Origin of the sequence: Arsukibacterium sp. (assembly GCF_036735525.1) — a bacterium.
In the GTDB taxonomy this organism is placed as follows: Bacteria; Pseudomonadota; Gammaproteobacteria; order Enterobacterales; family Alteromonadaceae; genus Alishewanella.
Genome location: NZ_DAINOE010000026.1, coordinates 17224 through 43249, shown reverse-complemented (window position 1 = coordinate 43249; position 26026 = coordinate 17224). Strand labels below are relative to the sequence as shown.

The following is a 26026-nucleotide window of genomic DNA, read 5'->3' as shown; positions in this document are numbered from 1 at the left end:
CTAGGTCATTTTGCTGCAATATGGCAAGAATGTCAGGGTTGTCTTGCAGCTCCCCTAAGCAATTCAGCGCCTTTGCAAACGTAATAATGAACCTTGGTTCTTTATTTTTTGCGGTGATCACCGATAAATGGCCTTTAACTTGATGGCAGAGATCTAACGCCATATCTCGCTTATCGGTTGCCAATAAAAATTTGGCTTGCAATAGCTGAGTATCGGCCAGACCGAGACCGTAACTGTGATTCTCCCGGTGTTGCTCGATAAGTTCGCTAAAAGTAGCATAAGCTAAATCAGCGTATTTTTTACTAAGCGCAAAATGGTTAATCTCGTGAAGTTTTATTGCTGTTGAAAGCCACAGTCTTGCCTGTATGTCTTTAGTATTGGTGTTTGACAGCACCTTACTTTGCCCATTTAATGTCTCAGTCAACAAACCAAGCTTGTATTCTATTTGTTTGGCACTAGAACCGGGATTGATATTAAACTTTTGATAATCAATAAAATGTTTATTTCTAAGCCATCGACTATTTTCCGGATCTTGTTCTATTGCTTGGGATAAAGCTTGCTCACCCAGACTAGAAACGGTTTGCGCTTCATTTGTTTTTCCCTGGTAAATCAGTAGATCCACAAGTTTTGTGTAGCTACTCGACAGAATATCAAGCAAATAAGGTTCTGGCGTTGAAGTGGCATTTATCAAATCAGCCTGCAACTCTTGGTGGATCTCAATTGCCAGATGCACTTTTCCCTCAGCCAGCGCTGCACTTGCCAGCCAGGAACGGGTATTCGCAATGTCAGCTAACCGCTGTTGATTGTCTGGTTGACGAGCCTGCACCAACAACCGTAGCTGCAGCGACTCTTCAAAGTGTGTTCGCGCTACAGCAAATTGCTGACGCTGTATTGCCAGCGAGCCTAAGGAGTTGGTGGCGTAGGACAGTTCCATCATGGCGTCTAAATCATCTGGTGCCAGTTGGTACATACGTTCACTGTACTGGTAATAACGCTCAAACTCCGTCTGGGTGGCTTGCCAATTGCTGGCGTCGTACTGTATTTGGCCAAGCCAAAAGGCATTAGCGCCGAGGGTTTTTAACAGTTCTAAATTATCTGGTTGTTCGCTAAGTACTGCTTCTAACTGCACTCTGGCCCCTTGCAAGGCTGCGGTGGCTTCATCTACTCGGCCCCGCGAATAAGCCACTTCACCCAGCGCTTCTAGGGTTTGGCCATGTTGCAGCCTTGCGGCACTACTTAAATTCGTCTCAGCAGCAGAGTAATCGGTAAAGTATTCCAGTGCTTTATTGCTAATACCGTCGAGTAAATCCATGCGGCCGATACTACGCAGCTTGTCGGCAAATTCACCCACCATAAAACCCAGCAGGTTTTCAGCTGCCAGGCGTTTTTGCTGTGCTTGTTGCTCGGCGTTAAAACTGCGGATACCCATGGTTACTGCACTGAAGGTCAGCAGGCAGAGCAATGCGAAGGTTCCGCGGCGGGTCCAGCGCTTTAACCGGGCTTTGTTCTGTGATGCCTGAATAAATTCAGCTTCTTCGTTATCAAGCTGAAATAAGCGGTTTTGCTTTAACAGTGAAGCTTCTTGCAACGGTTTACCTTCGGCCAGTAAATAGGCGCCGTTTTGCTGTTCAGCGCGCCAGCGCTGACTTAAATGCACTATGCGGCTTTTTACGCTTAAGCTGTCAAAATGTTCGCTGATCCAGGCGGTGGCACGCGGCCAACGCCTTAACAATGCCTCGTGCGCTATGCTAAAGCAGGGAACGCCTTGTTGCAGGTGCGACACAAACAAGCGCTGCTCAACCATGGTATTTACCAGTGCGCGCTCAGCTTCAGTTTTTAGTTGCGCTAAACGGGCGCTACGGCTGGTAATGCTTTGTTCGTCTTCACGCAAGGTGACCAGTAACGACAATACCCGAGGCAAACTGTCTTGTTCGGTTTTGTGTAAGCCCTTAATGGCCTGCTCGGCGTTTTTACCAATAGCGCCTTCAATACCGCCCAACGCTTTATATACTGATAGCAGCAGCTGGTTGTCACTACTGCGCTGTAAATACAATTGCTGCAAGGTATATTGCAGCATTGGCAGTGCATCAGGGTTACTGGCCGCTTCGCTACAGAGTATTTCATCCAGTGGTATGGCAGTGGAAGGATCCGTTTCAAAGCTAAGACCAGCGGCGAGCGCCGGTAAGCGGATCATTTGCAGCAGCTCAGCCCGACCCGGGGCGGCTAAATCGAAGTGCGCACCGCGCGCTTTACCCGCCATTAAGCTCGGGTATGCTACTAAAGATGGATAAAACTCATTGCGACAAGCACTTAACACTAGTACCGCGCCGCTGGTAGCCAGTTGCTCCAGTAAGGCAACAAAATCTGTGCGTTCTAGCTCGCTAAAAAGTGGCGAGGATAGCAAGACTTCTAAGCGATCAACAAAGAGCGTAAAGCGTTTAGTCTGCTGGCGGCTGTTGCCCAGTAAAGTAATGCAGTGGGCGCACAACTCAGCGCTGTGTTGCTGTAACTTAGTGGCCAGACTAAGGGCACTTTCGCCAGCAAACACCGGTTGCTCGTTTAGCTCCCAATCCAGCAAGGTACTGGCCAGGCTGCTAAACAATTCGCCTTTAGCCACATCGGCTAAATCGAGGCTGCTGTAAGACACCACTTCAATACCATTGTAACCGCCGCTTTGCATCAGATTTGGCATCACACCGGCATTAATCAGTGACGATTTACCACTGCCGCTGGGGCCTAATAATAAATTAAAGGCACGGCCAAACTTCACTTGCTGGGCAATACGTTGTAATAAGGTGGTGATTTGGGTGCCACGGCCGAAGAATACTGTGGCATAGCGAGCATCGTAAGCTTGTAAGCCCGGAAAGGGTGAACCTTGCTGCCAACTTTGGCTGCTGGCACTTTGCTGCTGCCCCAGCGGAAAGCGCACTTCAGCCACAGTGCGATAGCCGCGCTTGCGGATGGTTTCAAGATAACGGGAATGTGTGGCACTGTCGCCTAAAGCCTTGCGCAGCTGGGTAATCACTTTATGCAGCGGATTATCGCCGGTGTCGGTATCCGGCCAGCATTGGCTGACAATCTCGTCACTGCTGACTACCTCACCTTGTTGCCGGCACAAAAGTAGCAATACATCCATGGCTTTAGGTTCAAGCTGTTGTAGCAATTTACCCTGGCGCAGCGTATTAGCCGCTGGATCTACCTGCCAATCGCCAAAAAAGAAAGTTTCGCCCATAAGATCTATTCAACTGTTATCTAAATGCTAACATAACACGATGAAGTCTTTTTGTTTAGCCTGAAACACCTTTGATATTGAGCCATTAATCAAAAACAATAACCAGCTGAGTGCTTTAACTTAACAGCCAGGTTGATGAGCAAGATCAATATAATAGTCAGCTCATCAGGATAGGCTATACCAACTATTCTGTGGAATGCCTCTCATGACCCAAGAGCATCAAATACGTTGGCTTAAACTTATAATGTTTAGTGGTTTTGCCATTTTCATGCTGGGGCATTTTTTGTGGGCTTTTGCTGATTTGCCCCAAAAAATGGGAGTGCCAGGAATATTAATTGTTGCGGGTTGTTGTACTTTTGGCCTTATTCTATCCCTACCTACAAAAATTTATCTAACCATTTTATTGATGCGCTGGGAAAACAACGACGAATAATGTTGCCTATCATCGCTTTACTAAAGATAGCAACGCCAAACTGTTAAATTTTGGCGCTATCGCTTGATAAAAAAGGCAGCCTTGCGGCTGCCTGGGGTCTATCCACTGACCACGTAGCAAAACATAACCTTAGGTTAAGCTTTAAAACTGATTCATAGTATTGTGCTTACCACCGGCTTTTAACGCAGCCTCACCCGAGAAATACTCTTTGTGATCATCGCCAATATCAGAGCCTGACATATTCTGGTGTTTGACACAGGCAATGCCCTGACGGATTTCTTTGCGTTGCACCCCGGCGACATAGCCCAGCATGCCGGCATCACCAAAATACTCTTTTGCCAGGTTGTCGGTCGACAAGGCGGCAGTATGGTACGTCGGCAACGTGATCAGGTGGTGGAAAATACCGGCTTCACGCGCCGCATCGGCCTGGAAGGTACGAATACGGTTATCAGCTTCCTGTGCCAGCTCAGTACTGTCGTACTCGGCACTCATCAGTAACTTGCGATCATACTGGCTGACATCTTTACCAGCTTGCTGCCAGGCATCGAACACCTGCTGGCGGAAATTAAGCGTCCAGTTAAACGATGGGCTGTTGTTGTACACCAGCTTGGCATTAGGTACCACTTCACGAATGCGGTTTACCATTTCGGCAATTTGGCCAACATGAGGTTTTTCGGTTTCAATCCACAGTAAATCGGCACCGTTTTGCAAGGAGGTAATACAATCCAGCACGACCCTGTCCACACCACTGCCTGCTTTAAACTGGAATAAACCACTGGCTAAACGTTTTGGCTTTAACAGTTTGCCGTTGGCTTTTACCACGACATCGCCATTAGCAATATCGTCGGCGCCTGTTATTACATCGCCATCAAGGAAACTGTTGTATAAATCGCCTAAATCGCCCGGCTGGTTGGTTACTGCAATTTGCTTGGTTAAACCAGCGCCGAGTGAATCGGTACGGGCAACGATAATGCCATTATCAATGCCCAGTTCTAAAAAGGCGTAGCGTACCGCATTAATTTTTGCCAGAAAATCGGCATGGGGTACGGTGACCTTACCGTCCTGGTGGCCACATTGTTTTTCGTCCGACACCTGGTTTTCAATCTGAATAGCACAGGCACCTGCTTCAATCATCTTTTTAGCCAATAAGTAGGTCGCTTCAGCATTACCAAAACCGGCATCAATATCGGCAATAATCGGCACTACATGGGTTTCAAAGTTATCTATTTTCGCCTGAATCTCTGCTTTTTTAGCGTCGTCAGTCGCGTCATCAAGTTGGTTAAATAAGCCACCTAATTCACGGGCATCGGCCTGGCGTAAAAAGGTGTACAGCTCTTCTATTAAGGCCGGTACTGAGGTTTTCTCATGCATCGACTGATCCGGCAGTGGCCCGAATTCAGAGCGCAGCGCCGCTATCATCCAACCCGACAAATACAGATACTTTCTTTTGGTGCTGCCGAAATGTTTCTTAATAGCGATCAATTTCTGCTGGCCAATAAAACCATGCCAGCAACCCAGTGACTGGGTGTACTGGCTGGCATCGGCATCATAGGCCGCCATATCAGCACGCATAATGTCTGCAGTATACTGGGCGATGTCTAATCCGGTTTTAAAGCGGTTTTGCAGCTTCATCCGCGCCGCATATTCCGGGCTGATGGCATTCCAGGCGGCGCCAGCCTGTTGGCATACCTGGTTGAAGTGTTTGATATCATCTTGATAAGCTGTCATGGCCGTTTCCTCATACTAAAACTGTTGTGCGTGTTGTTGGTATTCACTATAGATAACAAAACAACAATTCATATAGCTGATTTTAATGATGTCCATCATTTTTTTGGTGAATGGCAATATCAGCTTGACGGCCACAGCCTGGCCAATGTTATGATTCAACTCAGTGATAGATATAGCCAAAGGCATTTTGCAGATGAATATTAATAAGATGGATTTAAACCTGCTGGTTTATCTGGATGTGTTACTGCGCGAAAAGAACGTGACCCGGGCCGCCAACCAGTTAAATATTACCCAGCCGGCCATGAGTAATGGCTTAAAACGGCTGCGCGATTTATTAAATGATCCTATATTAGTGCGCACTTCTGATGGCATGGTGCCGACCGAACGCGCCCGTGAGCTGGCGCCGGTGGTGCGGGGTGTATTACTGACGCTAGAAGAAACGCTGCAACCTAATAAAGACTTTGAGCCATTACATAGCCAGCGGGTTTTCCGGATTATGGCCAGCGATTACGCCGCTTCAACGCTGATACCTGCATTATTGAAGAAGATGCGCGTGCAGGCGCCATTGACCAGCCTGGATATTATGACACCTTCAGATGTGACCTTTCATGATGTTGAAAACGGCAAGGTTGATATGGCGATTAACCGCTTTGATCAGTTGCCGCAGTCGTTTCACCAAAAAACCGTATGGCGTGACAGCTTTTCCTGCCTGATTAATGCCAGTAACCCTGTGGTTAAACACTTTAATTTAGACAGTTATTTAAAAGCGCAGCATATCTGGGTCAGTAAAACCGGCTTTGGTGTTGGCGTGGGCATGGATCCGAAAGATGTACAAAAACTCGGCTGGGTAGATGAAGCCCTGGCTAAACTGGGCAAACAGCGCAATATCTCAGTATTTACCCGTAACTACCATGTCGCCATGCACCTGGCAGTGGGCATAGATTTAATTGCCACCCTGCCCAGCCGCGCAGCCAAGTTATATGAGAATGACCCTACCATGGCTATTATGGACCCGCCCTTTGCCATTCCGTCGATTGAATTAAAGATGATTTGGAGCCCGCTACTGCACCAGGATGCCAGCCATATTTGGTTCAGGCGGTTGATTGTTGAAACGGCAGATGAGTTGAATTAGTGCGTTTGACGAGTGAGGAAGAGTGATGTATCCGGCATGTCGCAACAACTCCCACAAGCGCCAAAACAAAAAAGGCGCTGTCAGCAATGGCAGCGCCTTTGGTTTGGTTTACTCAGGTTAATCAAGCAGCTGATATGCCGGCAAAGTTAAAAACTCGACCAGTTCATCAGCTGTGGTAATGTCCAGCAGCAGTTGCTGTGCCCGGTCAAAATTTTGACTTTGCCAGGTCTCAGTTCCTACTTCCTGCAACACTACTTTTGCCTCTTCCTCTAAAAAGTCGGCAAACAGGGCCTTGGTAATTAACTTACCGTTGCTTAAACTTTTTCCATGCTTAATCCACTGCCAAATCGAGGTGCGGGAAATCTCCGCCGTAGCGGCATCTTCCATTAAGCCGTAGATAGGCACACAGCCTTTACCGCTGATCCAGGCGGCAATATATTGCAGCGCCACCCGGATATTAGTGCGCATACCGTCTTCAGTGCGCTCGCCCTCACAAGGGGCTAACAGCTCAGCCGCTGTTATCTCCGCGTCTTGCTCGCGGCTAACATCCAGCTGATTCACCTTGCCACCGGCTAAATACTTGGCAAACACGCCATTAGCCGTAGCCGCCAGACCGGGGTGCGCCACCCAGGTACCATCATGGCCGTTACTGGCTTCCAACTCTTTATCGGCAGTCACCCGCGCCAAGATTTTTTCGTTTTCGCTGGCATCTTTGGCCGGTATAAAGGCCGCCATACCACCCATCGCCAGGGCGCCGCGCTTATGGCAGGTTTTAATTAATAAGCGCGAGTAAGCGTTTAAAAACGGCTTGGTCATGGTGACTACCTGCCGGTCTGGCAACACCCGATCTGCGTGGTTATTTAAGGTTTTGATATAGCTGAAAATATAATCCCAACGGCCGCAATTCAGCGCCACTATATGATCTTTTAAGCTATACAGAATTTCATCCATTTCAAACACAGCAGGCAGGGTTTCAATCAGCACAGTGGCGCGAATGGTGCCCTTAGCTACCTTAAATTTCTGCTCAGTAAAGCTAAACACCTCATCCCACCACTTGGCCTCAGTATGGCTTTGTAGTTTTGGCAGGTAATAATAAACGCCTGAGCCATTTTTCAGCCGGGTTTGCCAGTTGTGGTAAAAGTACAGCGCAAAATCAACCAGCGAGCCAGGCACCTGAGCAGCATCCACCAGTAAATGTTTTTCCCATAAATGCAGGCCACGCACCCGGGCAATCAACAGCGCCGGGTTATCGTTAAGCGCATAATGCTTGCCGCTGTGCGGATCGGTATAACTAATAGTGCCAAGATTGGCATCGCGGAGGTTAATCTGGCCTTCAATGACCCCGGACCAACTGGGCGCCTGAGAGTCTTCAAAATCGGCCATAAAGACTTTTACATCCGCATTTAGCGCGTTAATGATCATTTTGCGATCAACCGGGCCGGTAATTTCTACCCGGCGGTCCTGCAAATCGGCTGGAATGGGCTCTACCTGCCAGTCAGCTGCGCGAATAGCAGCCGTTTCTGGTAAAAAATCCGGTAAAGCGCCCTTGTCAAACTGCTGCTGACGACTAATGCGGTTAGCCAGTAAGGCGGTCAGTTGTGGCCGGAATTCACGCACCAGTTCGCTGACAAAAGCACAGGCGTCAGTGGTCAGAATTTGCTCATAGTCGCTGTTAAACTGGCCGGTTATAGTTAAACCTGCCCGGGTAATTGTATCAGCCATATCCAGCCTCATTTATTGCGAAAGTTACAGTTAAGCACGTTATGCTTATAAAGGTGTATCACTACTATAAGCGCATTTTTAATATAAACGCTATTAATGGCCACTATGCCAAGCATCACCCACAAAAATGTACAAACACCTCACAAAGTAAATTTATTGGCACAGCAAATGCATGCATGCAGTTATATAAAGTTGACAACACATTACCGTCAATTTGTCGTCGGAGGTATGCATGGAATTTGTTCTATTGTTACTGGTGCTACTGGTCATAGTGGTCGCTATGGTCGCAAGCCGTTTTATTGATAATAGCAACCCATTTCAGGTGCAAAAGCGTGCCAGCTTATTCAGCCCGGTAGAACGCTCATTTTTAGGCTTACTCGAAAAAGCCGTCAGCAATGAGTATAAAATACTCAACCGCATAAAGCTGGCTGACTTGCTTGACGTAAGACCGCAAGCAGCAGATAAGGCCAAGCGAAGTATTAACCTTAAACTTAACGCCAAATATCTGGACTTTGTGCTGTGTCGGCCCGATGACTTACAAGTTGTCGCAGTAGTTGATTTAGTGAACAATAGCAGCAAGGATGGTCATAAAGCGGCACCTGATTGGTTTGTCAGCGGCGCCTTAGAGACTGCAGGCATTCCCTACTTACGTATTAAAATTAAAGCCGGTTATACTGCAGCAGATTTACAAAGCGCGCTGGCGGCAAAATTAGGTAAACCAGCCCCTGTTGTCGAACCCTTATTTAAAGGTTTAGTGAAAAAAGGTCCTACCCGACCAGTACGCTCACTAAAGCCTGCAGTAACCCCCGTCAATTCACTGACACCGGTGTTATCGCATTCACAGATTAAAGCGCAATCAACTGCGCTTATCCGGGCATCTTAACGCATTGGAGAAATGAGTCACTCCGCGCTAAGTTGGAATGCCGCCCGCTGCAACGGGCGGCATTCATTTTTCTGCTTCCCCTCAAGCCAAAATTAAATAGCAAAAAATAAAATGGATGCGGCAAAAAAATGCCTAAAGTTTATATTGCACCTGCCGATACAATGGTGACCTTTGGCTAAATAGGAGGATCTATGAGTCAGTCCGTGGGCGCCTTAGCGTCGGCCCAGGCTTTCGAGCTGTTAGGTGCAGTGATGGCAAAAAATCAGCAAAACCAGCAGGCACAAATGACCAATTTATTGGTACAAAGTGCCATGGCAACCGTTGAGCCACTGGCATTACCCGCTCCAGTGGGCAATGTTGGACAAAATATCAATGTTACCGTCTAGCAAAAGTCATATTGTAAAAGGCCAGTAATACTGGCCTTTTTTTTATAAGAAAATACTTGTAACAGAAGACAAAATTAGCGTTTAAAGCGCACCACTAATTCGTGCAACTCGTTGGCTATCTGCTGTAGTCGGCGAGTGGTTTTCGCCGAATTATCTGCTTCGGTCAGGCTGTCATTGGCCAGCGAGGCAATACTGACGACCTGGCGGTTCACATCTTCCGCCACATGCGCTTGCTGCTCTACAGCAGTGGCCATTTGAATGGACATTGAGGCGATAGCTTCTACTGACTCGGAAATACCATTTAGCATTTGCTCGGTATCTTTAACCTGTTGTAAGCCGGTTTCTGCACCCTTGGTGCCGTCTTCAGCTACTTTTACCGCGGCATCAGCTCTGTTACTTAACTCATTAATAATACTGTGAATTTCTCGGGTAGAGTCCTGAGTCCTTTTCGCCAGGTTGCGTACCTCGTCAGCCACAACAGCAAAGCCGCGTCCTTGCTCGCCGGCACGGGCTGCTTCAATGGCCGCATTAAGAGCTAACAAGTTGGTTTGCTCGGCAATTTGCTCAATCATCTGGGCGACACTGGCAATATTATGAGTTTGCTCAGACACCTGGGCCACTGAGCTACTGATATTTTGAACGGTATTACGCAGCGATTCTATTGACTTGCGCGTTGTAGCCGCTGATTCCCTGCTGCGCCCGGCCAATTCATTGGCCTGCTCAGCTTGTTCTGCGGTGTGTTGCACATGCTGGGATACTTCGGCAATAGTAGTGGTCATTTCGTTAATGGCGGTAGCCGCTTGTTCGGTTTCCTGTTGCTGCTGGCTGATACGCGACATAGTGGCATCCGCCTGCTTTAAACCGCGCTCAGCTTGGCGCGATACATTCACCGCGGCATCTTCAATCCGGGTCAGCACTGCCCCTAAATGCGCCTGCGAACTCATAATGGCGACTTTAAGTTCGCCCACATCTGGCTGATCATCTGTATAAGTTCTGGAAGCTAACGGATGAGTAAAGGCATCTCCTAATAAAGCTTTAACTGCCTGTATTGACTCCCGGCGGCTAAGCTCGGCTAAGAACGCATAACTGAGCACTGTGACCAACAAGCCTAATTGCAGCAAGCCCAAAGAACCCAAACTATACAGCAGCGCATTAACAATGAACGCCACTAATAAATACAGTGCGCTTTTTTTAAGATAAAACGGGGTAGATTTAAAGCCCCCGGCATTGATCGCTTTGTATAGTTTGTCTGCCCGCGCCACATCACTGCGGCTGGGACAAGAGCGCACCGATTCATAACCTACTATTTTACCCTGCTCTGTTATCGGGGTAATATAGGCATTGACCCAGTAAAAATCGCCATTTTTACTGCGGTTTTTAACTAATCCCATCCAGGGTTTACCGGTTTTTAGATGCTGCCACATAATTTCATAGGCCAGTGGTGGCATATCCGGGTGCCGCACAATATTATGTGGTTGTCCTATTAATTCTTCTTTAGAAAAGCCACTGATATCAATAAAAGCGTCATTGCAGTGCAAAATTTTACTATTTAAATCTGTGGTGGAAATCAGTTTTACCTGCGCGGAAAAGGTCCGCTCACGCATGGTGACGGGGAGGTTGCTGCGCATAGGCTACTGTTCCTTAGGAATTTATTATTGCTCTATCCATAACAGTAGCAGCAATAAACATAAACACCTAACAGCTGTTTGATAAACTGCCTACATTTGTTTCTTTAAAAACAACATATCCCGCCATTCATGGGCAAGGGGGGCTTCTACCGCAAAGGGTGACAAGGTAAAGCCTGTGACCTGACGTAGGCCATTTACCTGAAAATGAATAAAGCTGTCACGGGCGGCGTTGGCATCATCCCACTTGATCACAAAACTGTGATCGACAAAAGGCGTTAAACTGCCGCGCAGATTCAGCATACGCGCCGATTCAATGCGAAGCTGGCCCGCCTGCTCCGTCAGCTGCATAGCTCCAAACCATTGATCGGCAAAATCACCACTGTAGTCAGCCAATGGCAATTGCACCTGGCCGGTGCCCACAGGTAACTCGACCCGGGCCGCCGCACGTTGCCGGCGTAACTCTTGCTGCTCCTGCTCATCGGCTATCCAGTCTACCTGCTCCAGCTCTGGCACCAGCGCCTTTAAAATCGTCTGCATCACCGCATTTCTGGCGCCTGAGTCCGAGCCATTATTGAGCAATACCACCGCCAGTTGTTGTGCTGGTACTAAAGCAACATAGGCCTGGTAGCCTGACAAGGTGCCGGTATGGGTGATCACTTTAAAGCCGTGCATATCATGCATACGCCAGCCCAAGCCATAATGGCTGAAATGCGTTTGGTTAAGCTGCTGATCCCGTGCTGATGCCGTCATAATGGTTTGTGGCGACCACATTTGCGCCAGCTGCCGGGCACTGAAAACCTGAGGTACAGCTTTCCCCTGCTGCAGTTGTAACAAGTATTCCAGCCAGTTAAGGGTATCAGCGGCACTGCAGACCACGCCGCCCGCCGCCGCTGACATCAGCCCCTGGCCATTAATATGATTACGGGGTATTTCAATAAAACCGCTATCCGCGTCAAACCGATAACCCAGCGCAATATTGCTTAATGATGTGCTGGGCATAGCTCCGGCAAAACATTGCATTTGCAAGGGGCTAAAAATTCGCTCAGCGACGAACTGCTCCCAAGGCTGACCTGATACCGTCGCGACCAGCTCTGCAGCGGTGATGTAAAGCACATTGCTGTAGCTATAGCGACTGCGAAACCCAAACTCTGGCGTTAAAAATCGCAGGTTATGGATAACTTCTGCGCGGCTAAAACCTGAGGGCTCAGGCCAAATCATGCTATCGCCGGCGGCGCTGACCAAACCGCTACGATGACTGAGTAAATCCCGGATGGTAAATTCTGCCGTCACCCAGGGGTCTTTTAACCTGAAGGCAGGCAGGTGACTGATAACTTTATCATCCCAGTTAAGTTTGCCCTCATCGACTAAAATAGCGACACTGGCAGCAGTAAAGGCTTTACTGGCAGAGGCCAGCCGGAAATATGTCTGGGCATTAACCGGTAATTGCTGGGCTAGATCGCGCTGACCATAGCCCGCCAGATGAAGCCGCTCGCCCTGAAAGCTAATACCTACTGCCATGCCTGGGGTATTAAAGCTTTGCAGGGCCCGCTCGATCACCGGTGCCAGTGCCTGCTCAGATAACGCCTGAGCCGTGGCGGTTTTTGTTAACTGCTCCTGTACTGTCGCAGCTTGCAAGCCAAACGCCAGCAACACTCCACAGCATACCGTTAATAGCCCGTTGCGCATTGCCCCGCTCCTTTTTACCTGAAATGGTTTAGCTGATGATATCAGCATTATGCATACCAGGCTAAATGTGTTTATTTAGGATGTTTCACTGTGTCGGCCGTCGCCGTACCTTGCCCGGTTAAGCGCCCGGTAAAACGCCAGACTAACCACTGTGCTGACTGATTGATAATATAGTACAAGGCGGGCACCACAATAAGGGTTAACAGGGTTGAGCCTAATAAGCCCCCCACCACAGAGATCGCCAGTGGTCGCATAATTTCCGCGCCCTCACCCAGGCCTAATGCCAATGGCAACATACCCATTACCGTGGTTAAGGTGGTCATTAAAATCGGTCTTAGTCGCACACTGGCCGCATGGGCAATGGCCTGCTCTAGCGCCACCCCCGCCCGGCGCTCTATTTCAATATACTCTACCAGTAAAATGGCATTATTCACCACTATACCAATAAGTAGCACCACCCCTATTAATACCGGCGCCGATAACAGGCTATCGGTTAACCACAACGCCACCACCACACCAATCAGTGCCAAGGGCGCAGTTAAGATAATTACCAGCGGGTTACTGAGCTTTTCGTACTGCACCGCCAACACCACAAACACCAGAAAAATGGCCAGTGCTATCACGGTATAAAGCTCGGTCTGGCTTTCTTGCATGGTTTCCCATTGCCCGCCCAGCACCAGGCTAAACTGCGGGGGCAAGGTTAAATCTGCCAGCCGCGCTTCTACCTCGGTAATAATGGCAGCAACATCGGCCTCAGCCGTATTAATATCAGCGGTCAGACGCAGCACCCGGCTTTGGTTTTCGCGTTCAATATGCGCAGGTCCCTCGCTCAGTTCAAAATGCGCCAGATCGCGCAATTGCACCCTTTGCCCATCTTGGCGGAACAATAACAATTGGCCTAACTGCTCGGCATCCTGCACCTGGGATCTGGGTAGCCGTACCCTGACATCGTATTCCTGAGTACCATCAATGTAACGGGTGGGCACAGCACCATTAACGGCCTGCCGAATAGCCCGGCCAATGTCTGATACCCTAAGCCCAAAGTCAGCCGCCCGCTCCCGATCCACCCTTACCTGTAACAGCGGGCTTTGCTCTTCCCGGGCGGTTTCCAGGCCCTGTAAACCGGCTATGCCCTGTAAGCGATTGGCCACCTCAATGCTGACTTCACGCAATTGTTGTAGATCTTCACCCACTATGGCGACCGAAAAATCGGCCCCGCCGCGACCAAAACGCAAGCCACGAATACTGGGCGGCCGCACACTGATGCGCGTCCCCGGAATCGCCAGCGCCCTTAACTCACGCTGCGCCATGCTAACCCACTCTCCGGCTGTCATATCGGGCCTTTGACTGGCAGGCGTCAGCTGTAATCTAAAGTTGGCCATGCCCGGCCGCTCGTTAATTACACCGCTGCCTAAATGGCCCCCTACCAGCACAAAACGTGATTGTACATGGGGTAACTGCAGCAGCTTTTGCTCTATAACGCGCGCCGCAGCGTTGGTTTCATCTGGCGGTGTGCCAGGGGGCAGCTGCATTCTGACCGATACTGAGCCATCATCCACCGGCGGTAAAAACTCAGAACCCAAGCGCTCAGATAGCTGCAGGCTGCCATAAAACAACAAGGCCACCAACAGCAACACCAGATAACGGCCACGTAATATATAAGGCACCAACGCCGCATAGCGGTGGCGTAAGCCTTCAATTAGCGAATTAAAGGCGGTAATAGGCCAGCTGTGGTTTAAACCACTTTGCCAGCGTATTTTCCCCAGCAAAGCCGCTAACATCGGCACCAGGGTCAAGGCGGCCGCCAGGGTAGCGAGAATGGCAAAGGAGATCGTTAAAATCATTTCCCGGAAAATCAGCGCAGCCATGCCAGTGATCAGCAAAAATGGCACTACCGCCGCCAGGTTGGTCATGGTGCCAGCCGCAATGGCTGAGGCTACCTCTGCCGCGCCATCACGAGCCGCCTGCTCCGGTGATTTATCTAGCTTGTTGTAGTGGCGGTAAATGTTTTCCAGCATGACAATGGCATTATCCAGCAACAAGCCAATACCCAATGCCAGACCACCTAAGCTGATGATATTAATAGTCAGCCCACTCTGTCCCATCATGGCAAAGGTGGCCATCAGTGCAATTGGAATAGATAAACCAATCACAAAACTTTTGCGGATACTGCCCAAAAACAAGACCACCACCAGCATCGCCAGGGCGCCACCCAGCAAGGCAGCACTGCTGACACTGGCAATAGCACCACGAATAAAAAACGCCGGATCGTCTATGGCATTTAATTCAATATCATCCGGAATAAAACCGCTACGCTGCAAACGGGCTAACACTTGTTGCAACTGCTCCACCACCTGCACGGTATTAGCCTGTGGCAGTTTAAAAATAGACACCTGCACCGCAGGTACCCCATTTAAGCGTGAAAATACCCGTTGCTCACGATAACCATCGCGTACCTCGGCAACCTCGGTCAGCCGTATTTGCTGCGGACTGCCCGGCACATTGAGCAATAATTGCTGTAGCTCCGCTACCGAGCGAAAACGGCCCTCAGTTTTGGCCATGACATCAAAACTGGCTGAGGTGACCCAACCACCGGCCACATCAAGGTTTTCACGCGCCAGCATTTGCACCACATCATCCAGCGTTAAGCCATAGGCGGCTAAACGGTGTTGATCAACAATAATTTCCAACTCTCGCTGCAAGCCGCCGGCAGCTTCTACTGACGATACACCGGCAATAGAAATGAGATGGGGGGTCAGGCGGTTTTCAATCCAATCGCGCACTTCCACTTCAGTGCGCACTGCAGAGCTAAAGCCTGCCTGCCACACCGGCGCTTCTGAGGGGTCAAATTTAAATAGCCGAGGCGGGTCAATGTCGGGTGGCAATTGGGTGCGGGCCCGCTCCATCGCCCGGGCAGTGTTTTGCAGCGCAATATCCAGGTTAGTGCCAAAGCCAAAATGCAGATTAATGTTGGTACGGCCTTCAGATGCACGGCTATCCAGATGCACTAAATCTTCGACCGACGCCAGATTGCGCTCCAATACCCGGGTTACCTGCTCTTCCATGACCTCAGGCGCCACTCCCGGATAATTGACCGATACCCTAATTTGTGGATATTCAATATGAGGCAGCAGATCTACCGGCAAGCGCTGAATAAAAAACAAACCAATAATTAAGATAACCGAGCTTAACGCCATGGTACCGACCGGCCGGCCGATAGCCCAACCAGTGATACCGCCGCGAGTGGTCTTTGTCTCTGCTGTCATGCTAGCCCCTCCAGCCGACAATCCGCACCGGCTGATTATGCTGCATATCCAGACTGGCATTGGCCAGCACTATATCACCCTGTTGCAGGCCACTGCTGATTTCCAGCCACTGGCCGCGGCTGACACCCAGCTCAACATGTTGCAAGTGCAGCCGGTCCTGACGGATAAGGAATACATAGGGCTTGTCATCCTGATTAACCACCGCAGAGGCCGGTACCGCGAGGACTTGCTCGCGGGCATCAATCAACATATTAGCCCGGGCCAAAAAGCCAGGTTTTACTCCCTGACTATAGGCCTCTGCCGGCAGTGCTACCTCAACGGTAACAAAGCGGCTCAGGCTGTCGGTAGCGGGGAAAATACGCCTGACTTGCGCAGGCCAATCAAGGCCGGGCATGGCATCGAGTTGCACGCTAAGTTCGGCGCCAACCTGTAACTGAGCGACGTCGCGCTCAGACACGCCCAAATGCAACACTAACTCATCCATGGCCGAGATTTCCAGTAAGGTATCCTGCTCGCGCACCACCTCACCCAACTCGACTGCCCGCATACTAACCACACCACTGCGCGGCGCTACTATCTGGCCAAAGGCTAACCGGGTTTGCCACAGCTGATGCTCACTTTCGGCCACCCTTAGTGCCGCAGCTTGCGACTGATAATCCGCAGCGCTGGTTAAATTACGCGCAAATAGCTGTTGTTGCCGCTGGTAAGCCAGTTTTGCCTGCTCTAACACCGCAGCCGCCCGCTGCAACTCGGCGCGTTGCTCACTCAGCTCTAATACCAGCAATAACTGGCCAGCACTGACCGCATCCCCTTCTTCTACCAGTATCTGTTCCACTAAACCGCGGCTACGAGCCGTTAGCCGCACTACCTGACGGGCACGCACATCAGCCGACAACACTAACCGGCGTGATAAATCACGGTGCTTCACTTCAGCCGCAGCCACTGGCAAAGAACGAACGTCACGACTATCACCATTACCTCGATCCGAGCTAACTGTCTCTGTTGGCTGACACCCTGCCAGCAGCAAGGATACTAATACTAAACAGCGGCTACACCACACACACTTCCCCGTATAGTCTTTGACTAAATGAATAATCTACCAGTTGTTAGCTGGTCAGGCAGTGAAAAGCAGATTAATACACAAAGATAACAGCCAAATGACTGATATGCAGCAGGATAACCTCAAGTGGTCAACCTGCTGTCACAGAAGATAAGCAAAAAACAGCGGGAGATATTCAGTCCTGTTTTAATGTTAACGGCGATTGACTGAATACCACACCATCCCAACCGGTGCGCATAAAATTACGGATATTCTGATGATCAGTGCCGGCTGGCGTGGCAATGACTTGCTGATAAAAATGCCCAAATAATTGTAGGGTTTGCGGCTCAGATAACTGGTGTAATTGTCCAAAAGCCAGAATTTTACAGGCGCCATTGTTTTCACCGGCCTGATTCGCCTGCTGGCCATTTTGAAACGCCGTTGGCGTAAAATGATAATGTTGGTCAATAATCTCAATGCTTTGCTCAAAACTAATGGTTTCTGGCTCAGTGCTTAACTGAATAAAAAAGGCATCTAACATAAAAAGCTCCCTGATAAATGACGGCTTGCCCTCAATGGCATAAATTTACTCACCTGTTATGACAACTTTATAGACTTAACTATGCAGACATTTGCCCTTTAAAAAAGCAAAACCCTGCCACCGCACTCTTTGATAATAAGATTAAGTCTGCCCATCTGCAATGATTACTCAGCGTTAAACTGTTCAAGACGTTAAAAAAACAAAAAGCCGCTTTAAGCGGCTTTTAACATTCTGGTTGACTACATTAGGCTATGTCTTCACCTTTAGGTTAGAACTGATAAGACATACCCAAACGGAACTCATCACTCACTTTGCCGCTATTTAAGGCCATACTGCTACGTACAGCCCAATCAGGGCTTAAAAAGAACGCAATGCCGCCGGCAAAACTACCGTAATCATCACCAACGGTATGATAGCTAGCCTGGGTAAACAATTCTACCTGCGTTGTTAACGGATGACGCAAGCCAACACCACCATAGACTCCTGTACTGTCATCCGCACCTGATACATTATCTAAGCCCAGCATCAAATAAGTTTGGCTACGCGGGGTGAAATCCAGTTTAAAGTTAGACAAATAGTTTATGCCAACGCTCATCACATTATAATTGGCAGCGCCCCGTGACAAGCGGCTGTAATCGGCCTGCAGTACGAATGAGGGATCAAGCTTAAATGAAGCCTCTACGTAGGGACCATCGCCAAAGGCATCAGCGTAACCGGCGCCAATATAATTCCAACGTAAGTCTGCCTGACTATGAGCACTGAATAAGGCTGCGCCTAATATTGTACATAAGATAAGTTTTTTCATGATGAGCTCCTTGTTGTTGTAGAACGGACTATAACAGCTTGAACTTAACTAGAACTGAACAATCTTTCTATAAAGTTGAATAATAACTGTCTATAAATGCCATTTTCATTCTGAAAAATTTGTTATTAAATGACTTATTACTATTTGGAGGTGTTATGAGACAACTTAGCCAACTTATTCCGGCTATCAGTGTATCTGATGGTGCTGGTGTTAAAATCAAACGCAGCCTGGGGCAAAACCCAAAGCTGAGGCTAGACCCGTTCTTAATGCTGGATTGCTTTGGCTCAGCGCAGGCGAATGACTATATCAAAGGCTTCCCGGCGCATCCGCATCGTGGTTTTGAAACCGTGACCTACATGCTCGATGGCCATATGTTGCATGAAGATCATATGGGTAATAAAGGCCACTTAAAAAGTGGCGGTGTCCAATGGATGACGGCCGGGCGCGGCATTATTCACTCAGAAATGCCGCAACAAGAGCAAGGGTTGATGCGTGGCTTTCAGTTGTGGTTAAACCTGCCTGCGGCAGAAAAAATGAAAGCGGCGGCCTATGTGGATATTAAACCCGAGCAAATCCCGCAGTTTTCACCCGCGCCTGGTGTTAACCTCAAGCTGATCGCCGGCAGTATCGAACTTAATGGCCAGCAACAACATGGTCCTATTGGTGGTCTGAGCACGGATCCACAGTATTATGATGTGACGCTTAAGGCTGATACTGAGTACCAATTAACGCTGCCAGAATTTCATCAGGCAATGATTTACCCTTTTGAAGGCAGTGTTGCGCTGCGCAAAGCCGACGGAGAGTTACAACAAGTGCCAGAGCACCATGCGGGGGTGTTAACGCCCGGCGCTTTGGTTACGCTGGTGGCTAAGCATGACTGCCGGTTATTAGTATTAGCCGCTAAGCCGCTGAATGAGCCGGTAGTGCAGTATGGCCCCTTTGTGATGAACACCGTAGCCGAAATAGAGCAGGCCATCGCTGACTACCAGCAAGGTCGTCTGACCGATAACAAAACGGTTGGCCAAATACAGCTGCAACAAAATCACGCTTAATAGCAGCTTTTAGTGCAGCAGCGCTTTATAATGGCAATTTTATTGTCAGAGGCGCTTTATGCAATTAGTAGGAATTATCGGGGCGATGGAGCAAGAAGTCGCTCTGTTAAAACAGCAGCTGCAACACTGTCGTACTGAGCAACTGGGTGGCTATACTTTTTATCTGGGTGAACTGGCATCACAGCCAGTGGTGATAGTGCAATCGGGAATAGGCAAGGTGGCTGCAGCCGTGGCAACTACCTTAATGATCAACCAGTTTGCGCCTGACTGTATTATCAATACCGGTTCTGCAGGCGGCTTTGCCGACGATTTGCAGGTGGGCGATGTGGTGATCAGCACTGATGTGATCCACCATGATGTTGATGTCACGGCCTTCGGTTATGCCCCTGGCCAGGTACCGCAAATGCCGGCCAGTTTTATCGCCGATGCCGCCTTGGTTAGTGCCGCCGAGCAAAGTATCAGCGAGCTGGGTTTTTGCCAAACCCGCAAAGGCCTCATTGCTACCGGCGATAGCTTTATGTGTGACCCTGAGCGCATTGCCCGGGTCCGCCAGCAATTCCCAACCATGCTGGCAGTAGAAATGGAAGGCGCAGCTATTGCACAAGTCTGCCATATGCTGAATACCCCCTTTGTGGTGATCCGCAGCTTAAGTGATATTGCCGGTAAAGAGTCTCCCACCTCTTTTGAGGCCTTTTTGAGCATCGCTGCCAAAAACAGCTCTGCTATGGTCACTGTAATGCTACCCAAACTTGCGGCTGATAAAACAGCGTGACACCCGACTGGCTGGCAATCATCAGCAGCCCTGCCGCTGTATGGCTTTTGGCCGCACTTGCCAGCCATTATTTAAGCAGCAGGCTGCAGCTGCAGCCACGCACCGCTTTTATGTGGCTGGCCAAACGGCTGGCCGCTAAAGTGCATCCCGATTATAGCCGGCCGGCAGCACAACAACGGTTAGCCGGTGGCCTTGCCTTATTACTGATGCTGCTCTGGCCCTTAGGCATAGCTTATGGTCTGCTGATGATTTCTGCCTGGCCAGTGATGATTGACATATTACTGCTGTTTATTTGCTTGAGCTGGCAGCCGTATGAGGTGCAAATCGCTCGTATCGCCCGCTTGTTACAGCAACCTCAATTGCGCTTGGCCCGTCAACTGGCCAGCCCTTTGCTATTAAGAGATACCGATAAGTTATCAGAACTGGGTTTAAGTAAGGCCTTAATAGAAAGTGCCAGCCTGCGTTTTGCCAGCCAGTACCTGGCGATCTTTTTCTGGTATCTTCTCGGTGGCGCTTTGCTGGCCCTGACTTATGCTCTGGTGCAGGCAATGGCGCAACAATGGTCGGTTAAACTTAAGCATAACCGCCATTTTGGCCTTTGCAGTGCCGTACTCTATGCCATCGGCCAATTACCTGGTCTTTGGCTGGCGACATTTTTATTGCTGTTACAAAGTGCATTGCGCAACAGTATTAACGCGCTTAGGCAATCCTCTGGCGGCTATTTTCGGCTGAGTCAGGCCGCACTGCTCAGGTTGACCTCAGCCAAGTTAAATGTGCGCTTGGGTGGACCGTTGTTTTACGCTCAACACAAGCTGACACGTGAGCGGCTGCAGGCAGCAAATGAACCTACCCCTGCAGATATTCAGCGCTTATTGCGACTGCTGCGTCAACAGCAATGGCTAGTGTTATGCGGTTGTCTGGTAGTAATATTGCTGCAGTTTGTATGGCGCGCGCTAAGCTAATAATGGCACTAACTGCTAAGGCGCTGTTACAGCACTGGACAAGATGAGCACTGCGTTATATGGTCGTTACCTGCCATAAAAAAAGAAGAATATATTTTTGAATCAGAGGGACTTAGCTTGAAATTTGCAGCTGTGTTGGCCTGCGCTCTGCTTGGACTCAGTGTGCTGAGTTTTCCGGCTATGCCGGTTTCTGCAAACACGCCGGTACTGATGCCACTAACCCCTGATTCGGGTTTAAGCCAGGGCTCTGTCAACGACTTAATCATCGATAGTCAGGGCTTTTTATGGCTAGCCACAGCAGGAGGTATCAATAGATTTGATAGCCGTGAGGTGGTGCAACTTAAAAGCCGCCAGCATAGCCTGCAAGAGCAATCCTTCAGCCGCATTCTTGAAGACAGCCAGCAACGAATTTGGGCCTTGTCGACATTGGCCGGCTTGTATTTGTTCCATCCAGAAGATGGCGTATTTGATATAATCATCAAGTTACCTGAAAACACTGAGCAACACCGCCACGAGTATTTTCTTGATATGGTAGAAGTTGACATCAATAATCTGCTTTTATTGACAAATCATACCTTATACCAACTTGAGTTAACTACAGGCAATCTTCAGATTTTATACAGCATTGATAGCAGCCAGCAGGATGATGTCTTTTTCAGAACATTGCTATACTCTGATGGTGCTGTCTTTTTGGGCGGCAGTCATGGGCTGCACCACCTGGAACTAAAAAGCAAAACAAGCCAGTTTCTTCAGCACCTACCTTTTGCCAACACCAATGCCGATCAACTTCATGTAAAGCTTCTTCGTATTGATGATCGCTATCTATGGGTGGGCACTGTTGAAGGGCTTTATCGCATACCCTTGCCACAAATTCAGCACTACCTGGCCGAAGGTACCGCTTACCAAGCCGATATTTTTTTGCCTGAGCGCAATATTTGGGCATTACATTGGCAAGATAAGCAATTATTGCTGGCGACAGATCAAGGCTTATTAAAGATGCACAGGGAGCAACAGAGTGTAGCTGAAACACTGTTGAGGTTTAGCGATAGCAAATTGGATCTATATAACAACAATATCTTAGATATAGTGCAAGATGAACATGGCGGTTTTTGGTTAGCATCGCGGGATGATGGCGCTTTTTACTGGCACCCTAGCAGTCGCGCTTTTAGCCAGTATTCAGCTACCAGCAAAGTCTCAGCTATAAGCAGTGACAAGGTCTATGACATTATTCACAGCGGGCAGCGGCTTTGGTACGGCAGCGATAACGGCTTGCATGCTATAGATATCCAAAGTGGTGAGGCGCAAAGTTTTTTTATCAGTGATGACCCTAAAGCAACATGGCACCAGGGTACAGTGATACAACTTTTTGCTGAAAACCCGCAAAAATTATGGTTTGTTTCCGCAACTGGTTTGAATTATTTTGACAAACAACAAGGTGTGTTAGTTGATTTGCCCCTGAAAAATAAAGAAGATGCCACCTTACTTGGTGAAGGCGCTTTCTACTTTTACCGGCATAACGATGGCAGTTTTATTTATTTATACCGTCAACAAGTTTATCAATATCAACCGGCTACTGGTGAAATTAAACCACTAAAGGCTTTTAGTCGCCAGTTAAAGATAAGTGACTTTCACGGCATTCTTGGCCTGGCACCTGATCAAGACGATAGCTTGCTGGTAGCCGTTTCTGATCAAATATGGCGTTACCATATCAAACTGGAGCAACTGAGCTTAATCTATCAGGTGCCTGACTTTCTTCCGCATTTACACCGTAATGCCTCTAACATGCTGCTAGACGAGCACGATGTGTTGTGGGTGGGGATGCAGGGTATAGGTCTGCTCGGTTTTGACGCTAAGACGATGCAACTCATCCATCATTTTTCCGCAAAAAACATACTGACATCCAACGGAGTCTATGCGCTGCAACAGGATACACTCGGCTTTATCTGGTTTAGCAGCCATCAGGGATTGAGTCGTCTGAACCCGACAAACCTCTCTATTGAACATTTTAACAAAGCTGATGATTTGGCTGTTCACGAATTTAACGACGGTATGAGCACTAAAATGGCTGACGGTAAGCTGGCTTTTGGCAGTATGCGCGGCATAGTGCTGGTGGATCCTCAATTGTTGCCAAAGACCTTACCTGAACCCAGAGTGGTTATTACCGGGGTGAATGTTCTGGCAGGTGACTTTCTTCCGCGTGTTGGCGTGCTGAATAACCAACAACTCAAGCTCAGTCATCGGGATCTGGGTATTCAACTGCGTTTTAGCCCACTTAATTACTATCAGGCTCATAAGATTCGCTACCGCTTCTGGCTGGAGGGCTCGAATGCAGTCAGTTACCCAATACAAAGCCATTCTGAAGTCACCTTCCCACAACTTCGTCCGGGCCGCTACACCTTTAACGTAGTTGCCATTGCGCCCAATACGAATAAAGAGAGTCCGGTTGCCCGCTTACAACTGACTATAGCTCCGCCACCCTGGCTGTCTTATTGGGCTATATCGCTATATCTGCTAATAGCTGCCTTGTTTATTATTGTGTTATGGCGTTATCGCAGAAACCAGCAGCAACTGCTACAGACTGCAAACCAAGAGGTTAGAGCCAGTGAACAGCGTTTGAAACAAGCTTTACACTCGGTCGACAGTGGCGCCTTTGAATGGCAAGCCAGCAGTAACATGCTGATTTCCTCTCGCCCCAGTACTATGCTTGGTTACAGCGAAATGATGGATGGTATGACATTGCCACAGCATCTATCTCTTATTCATCCCGAAGATAAAAATAAATACAGCCAACAATGGCAGCGTTTTTTACAGCAGCCAGAGCATGATTTTGCCGTGACCTACCGATTAAAACATCAAAAAGGCCATTGGTTATGGTTCCGCGATCAGGGGCGCGCCACACAACTGCATGCTGATGGCAGTGTAGCTGCTGCGGTAGGCACTTACAGTAACATTACCGAAACCCGAGCCAGTATGGAGCAAGCCAAGCTGTTTGGTGAGGCCTTTCAGCAAACCCGTGACTGGGTAGTGATCCTTGATGCACAGCAGAGAGTCATAGCGGCAAATCAGTCATTTACCACCGCCTTCGGCAAGATTGAAGATTACCTGGATAACCCGCGCACTCACCATTTGGGTATTAGTCTGGTGCGAAGACGTTTTTATACCCGATTGCTAAGGGGTTTAAAACTCGGCGAACACTGGCAGGGCGAGGAGCAGGTGATAACCCCCGATGGCCGGGAGCGCCCTACCCTTATTAATATCAGTGCCATTGGCGAGCAGCAGGTGGCCTTTTATGTGTTGGTGTTTACCGATATTACTGCCCAAAAACTGGCGGAAGAAGAACTGCGCTACCTGGCAAATTATGACGCCCTTACCGGTTTACCCAATCGGGCACTATTGATGGATCGCATTCTTCATGGTATTGAACAAGCCCGCCGCGATAAACGCCCACTGGCACTGTGCTTTATTGATCTGGACAAATTTAAACATATCAATGATTCACTTGGCCATGACGTTGGCGATTTATTGCTAAAAGAAGTGGCACGCCGACTCAGTCTGACGTTACGGGAGAGCGATACCGTAGCCCGGCTGGGCGGGGATGAATTTGTCGTGTTACTGGAAGGCTACAAAGCTAATCACAACCTAAGCCATGTAGCGCGTAAAATGCTAACCTCAGTCAGTGAGCCTATGCAATTAGGGCCACATACGGTGGGTGTGTCACCCAGTATCGGCATAGCCATTTATCCGGATGATGCCAGTAATGCCACTGAATTACTAAAACATGCTGATGTGGCCATGTACCATGCCAAAGAAGCCGGACGTAATAACTTCCAGTTTTTTATCAGTGAAATGAACGAAAAGGCCCATCTGCAACTGGCGCGTGAAACTCAGCTACGCCAGGCATTGCAGCAACAAGAGTTTGTGAACTTTTATCAACCCATTATCAACAGTCAAAACCAGTCGATTGTTGGCGTTGAAGTCTTACTGCGCTGGCAAAGCCGTGATGGCATGATCCCACCAAGCGAGTTTATTCCCCTGGCAGAAGAGCTCCGGCTGATTGTTAAAATGACCCAAAGCCTGTTAAAGCTTGCACTAAAAGATGTAGCGCAGTGGCGCGCAGCCGGCCATCAATTGTATTTATCGGTTAATTTATCTACTCAGCATCTGGAGCAAGCTGAACTGGCCGAACATACTGCGGCTTTACTAAAAGCTTATCAGTTGCCCGCCAGTTGCCTGCGCTTTGAAATTACCGAAAGTGCGCTGATGCGTGATCACCAAAGCGCTATAGATACTATGCTGGCGTTAAATAAGCTGGGCATAGAGCTGGCTCTGGATGATTTTGGTACCGGTTACTCCTCACTAAAATACTTAAAAGAATTGCCAATAGACGCAATAAAAATTGATCGCAGTTTTGTTAAAGATATTGGCATAGATCATAACGATGAGACCATTATTGATGCCATGCTCAGTATGGCCAACAGCCTGGGCATGTACTGCATAGCCGAAGGCGTAGAAACCGAACAACAGCTGGCCTTTTTCACCCGGCGCCAGTGCTACTTTATACAAGGGTTTTTATTCGCCAAACCTATGCCGGCAGAGGCATTGTTAACCTTACTGAACAGTAATCAGTTCAACCAGCCCGCTGCGCAATAAGAGTGCCGTCATCAAGCCCAGTTGCTCGCTGGCTGCGATAAATAAGTTAGCAACAAACAGTGGTTACGGCTGTAGCCTGTTATAATAGCGCCGCCCGCTGAGCCCGCTA

Annotated in this window: 17 protein-coding genes; 8 read left to right on the top strand and 9 right to left on the bottom strand. The window is 48.8% G+C overall.

Going from position 1 to position 26026, the window contains the following annotated elements; translation table 11 throughout:
• Positions 1–3232: nSTAND1 domain-containing NTPase (locus V7D78_RS07180; protein WP_333607764.1), on the bottom strand; the 3232-nt coding region annotated here is incomplete at its 3' end.
• A gap of 205 nt (positions 3233–3437) precedes the next feature.
• On the opposite strand from V7D78_RS07180, the gene V7D78_RS07175 reads away from it, so the two are divergent.
• Complete coding sequence (locus tag V7D78_RS07175) at positions 3438–3665, top strand: hypothetical protein (protein ID WP_333607763.1); 228 nt, start codon at positions 3438–3440, stop codon at positions 3663–3665.
• 141 nt (positions 3666–3806) lie between these two features.
• On the opposite strand, the gene V7D78_RS07170 is transcribed toward V7D78_RS07175, so the two are convergent.
• Positions 3807–5393 (bottom strand): isocitrate lyase, encoded by a 1587-nt coding sequence (locus tag V7D78_RS07170; RefSeq protein WP_333607762.1) that lies wholly within the window; start codon positions 5391–5393, stop codon positions 3807–3809.
• Between the two features lie 193 nt (positions 5394–5586).
• On the opposite strand from V7D78_RS07170, the gene V7D78_RS07165 reads away from it, so the two are divergent.
• Positions 5587–6525, top strand: a complete 939-nt coding sequence (locus V7D78_RS07165; protein WP_333607761.1) for a LysR family transcriptional regulator — start codon at positions 5587–5589, stop codon at positions 6523–6525.
• A gap of 117 nt (positions 6526–6642) precedes the next feature.
• Here V7D78_RS07165 and aceB read toward each other — a convergent pair whose 3' ends face one another.
• The gene (gene aceB, locus V7D78_RS07160) at positions 6643–8247 is read right to left on the bottom strand and encodes a malate synthase A (RefSeq protein ID WP_333607760.1); all 1605 of its coding nucleotides are present in this window, start codon (positions 8245–8247) and stop codon (positions 6643–6645) included.
• Positions 8248–8479: 232 nt separating this feature from the next.
• On the opposite strand from aceB, the gene V7D78_RS07155 reads away from it, so the two are divergent.
• Together V7D78_RS07155 and V7D78_RS07150 are read left to right on the top strand one after the other, a co-directional pair.
• On the top strand, positions 8480–9130 hold the full coding sequence (locus tag V7D78_RS07155; protein ID WP_333607759.1) for a DUF2726 domain-containing protein: 651 nt from the start codon (positions 8480–8482) through the stop codon (positions 9128–9130).
• Between the two features lie 191 nt (positions 9131–9321).
• Positions 9322–9516, top strand: coding sequence for a hypothetical protein (locus V7D78_RS07150; protein ID WP_333607758.1), 195 nt, complete (start codon positions 9322–9324; stop codon positions 9514–9516).
• A gap of 74 nt (positions 9517–9590) precedes the next feature.
• Here the strand turns inward: V7D78_RS07150 and V7D78_RS07145 are convergent, their stop codons facing one another.
• The 6 genes from V7D78_RS07145 to V7D78_RS07120 all read right to left on the bottom strand — a co-directional run bounded on the left by V7D78_RS07145 (position 9591) and on the right by V7D78_RS07120 (position 18481).
• Entirely contained in the window at positions 9591–11144 is a 1554-nt protein-coding gene (locus tag V7D78_RS07145) for a methyl-accepting chemotaxis protein (RefSeq protein WP_333607757.1), read from the bottom strand.
• Positions 11145–11234: 90 nt separating this feature from the next.
• Positions 11235–12830 carry a serine hydrolase gene (locus tag V7D78_RS07140; protein ID WP_333607756.1) on the bottom strand — a complete coding sequence of 532 codons (1596 nt, stop codon included), beginning with the start codon at positions 12828–12830 and terminating at the stop codon, positions 11235–11237.
• Between the two features lie 71 nt (positions 12831–12901).
• Positions 12902–16096, bottom strand: a complete 3195-nt coding sequence (locus V7D78_RS07135; RefSeq protein ID WP_333607755.1) for an efflux RND transporter permease subunit — start codon at positions 16094–16096, stop codon at positions 12902–12904.
• A gap of 1 nt (position 16097) precedes the next feature.
• Entirely contained in the window at positions 16098–17156 is a 1059-nt protein-coding gene (locus V7D78_RS07130; protein ID WP_333607754.1) for an efflux RND transporter periplasmic adaptor subunit, read from the bottom strand.
• Between the two features lie 175 nt (positions 17157–17331).
• Positions 17332–17676 (bottom strand): HopJ type III effector protein, encoded by a 345-nt coding sequence (locus V7D78_RS07125; protein WP_333607753.1) that lies wholly within the window; start codon positions 17674–17676, stop codon positions 17332–17334.
• 268 nt (positions 17677–17944) lie between these two features.
• Positions 17945–18481, bottom strand: coding sequence for a hypothetical protein (locus V7D78_RS07120; protein ID WP_333607752.1), 537 nt, complete (start codon positions 18479–18481; stop codon positions 17945–17947).
• 155 nt (positions 18482–18636) lie between these two features.
• Here V7D78_RS07120 and V7D78_RS07115 point away from each other — a divergent pair, with 155 nt between their 5' ends.
• From V7D78_RS07115 to V7D78_RS07100, 4 genes are all read left to right on the top strand, one after another.
• Complete coding sequence (locus V7D78_RS07115; protein WP_333607751.1) at positions 18637–19533, top strand: pirin family protein; 897 nt, start codon at positions 18637–18639, stop codon at positions 19531–19533.
• Between the two features lie 58 nt (positions 19534–19591).
• Positions 19592–20305, top strand: a complete 714-nt coding sequence (gene mtnN / locus V7D78_RS07110) for a 5'-methylthioadenosine/S-adenosylhomocysteine nucleosidase (protein ID WP_333607750.1) — start codon at positions 19592–19594, stop codon at positions 20303–20305.
• On the top strand, positions 20302–21267 hold the full coding sequence (locus tag V7D78_RS07105) for a cobalamin biosynthesis protein (RefSeq protein WP_333607749.1): 966 nt from the start codon (positions 20302–20304) through the stop codon (positions 21265–21267). Before mtnN ends, V7D78_RS07105 begins: the two co-directional genes overlap by 4 nt.
• 117 nt (positions 21268–21384) lie before the next feature.
• Complete coding sequence (locus tag V7D78_RS07100; RefSeq protein ID WP_333607748.1) at positions 21385–25917, top strand: EAL domain-containing protein; 4533 nt, start codon at positions 21385–21387, stop codon at positions 25915–25917.
• Positions 25918–26026: the final 109 nt, after the last annotated feature.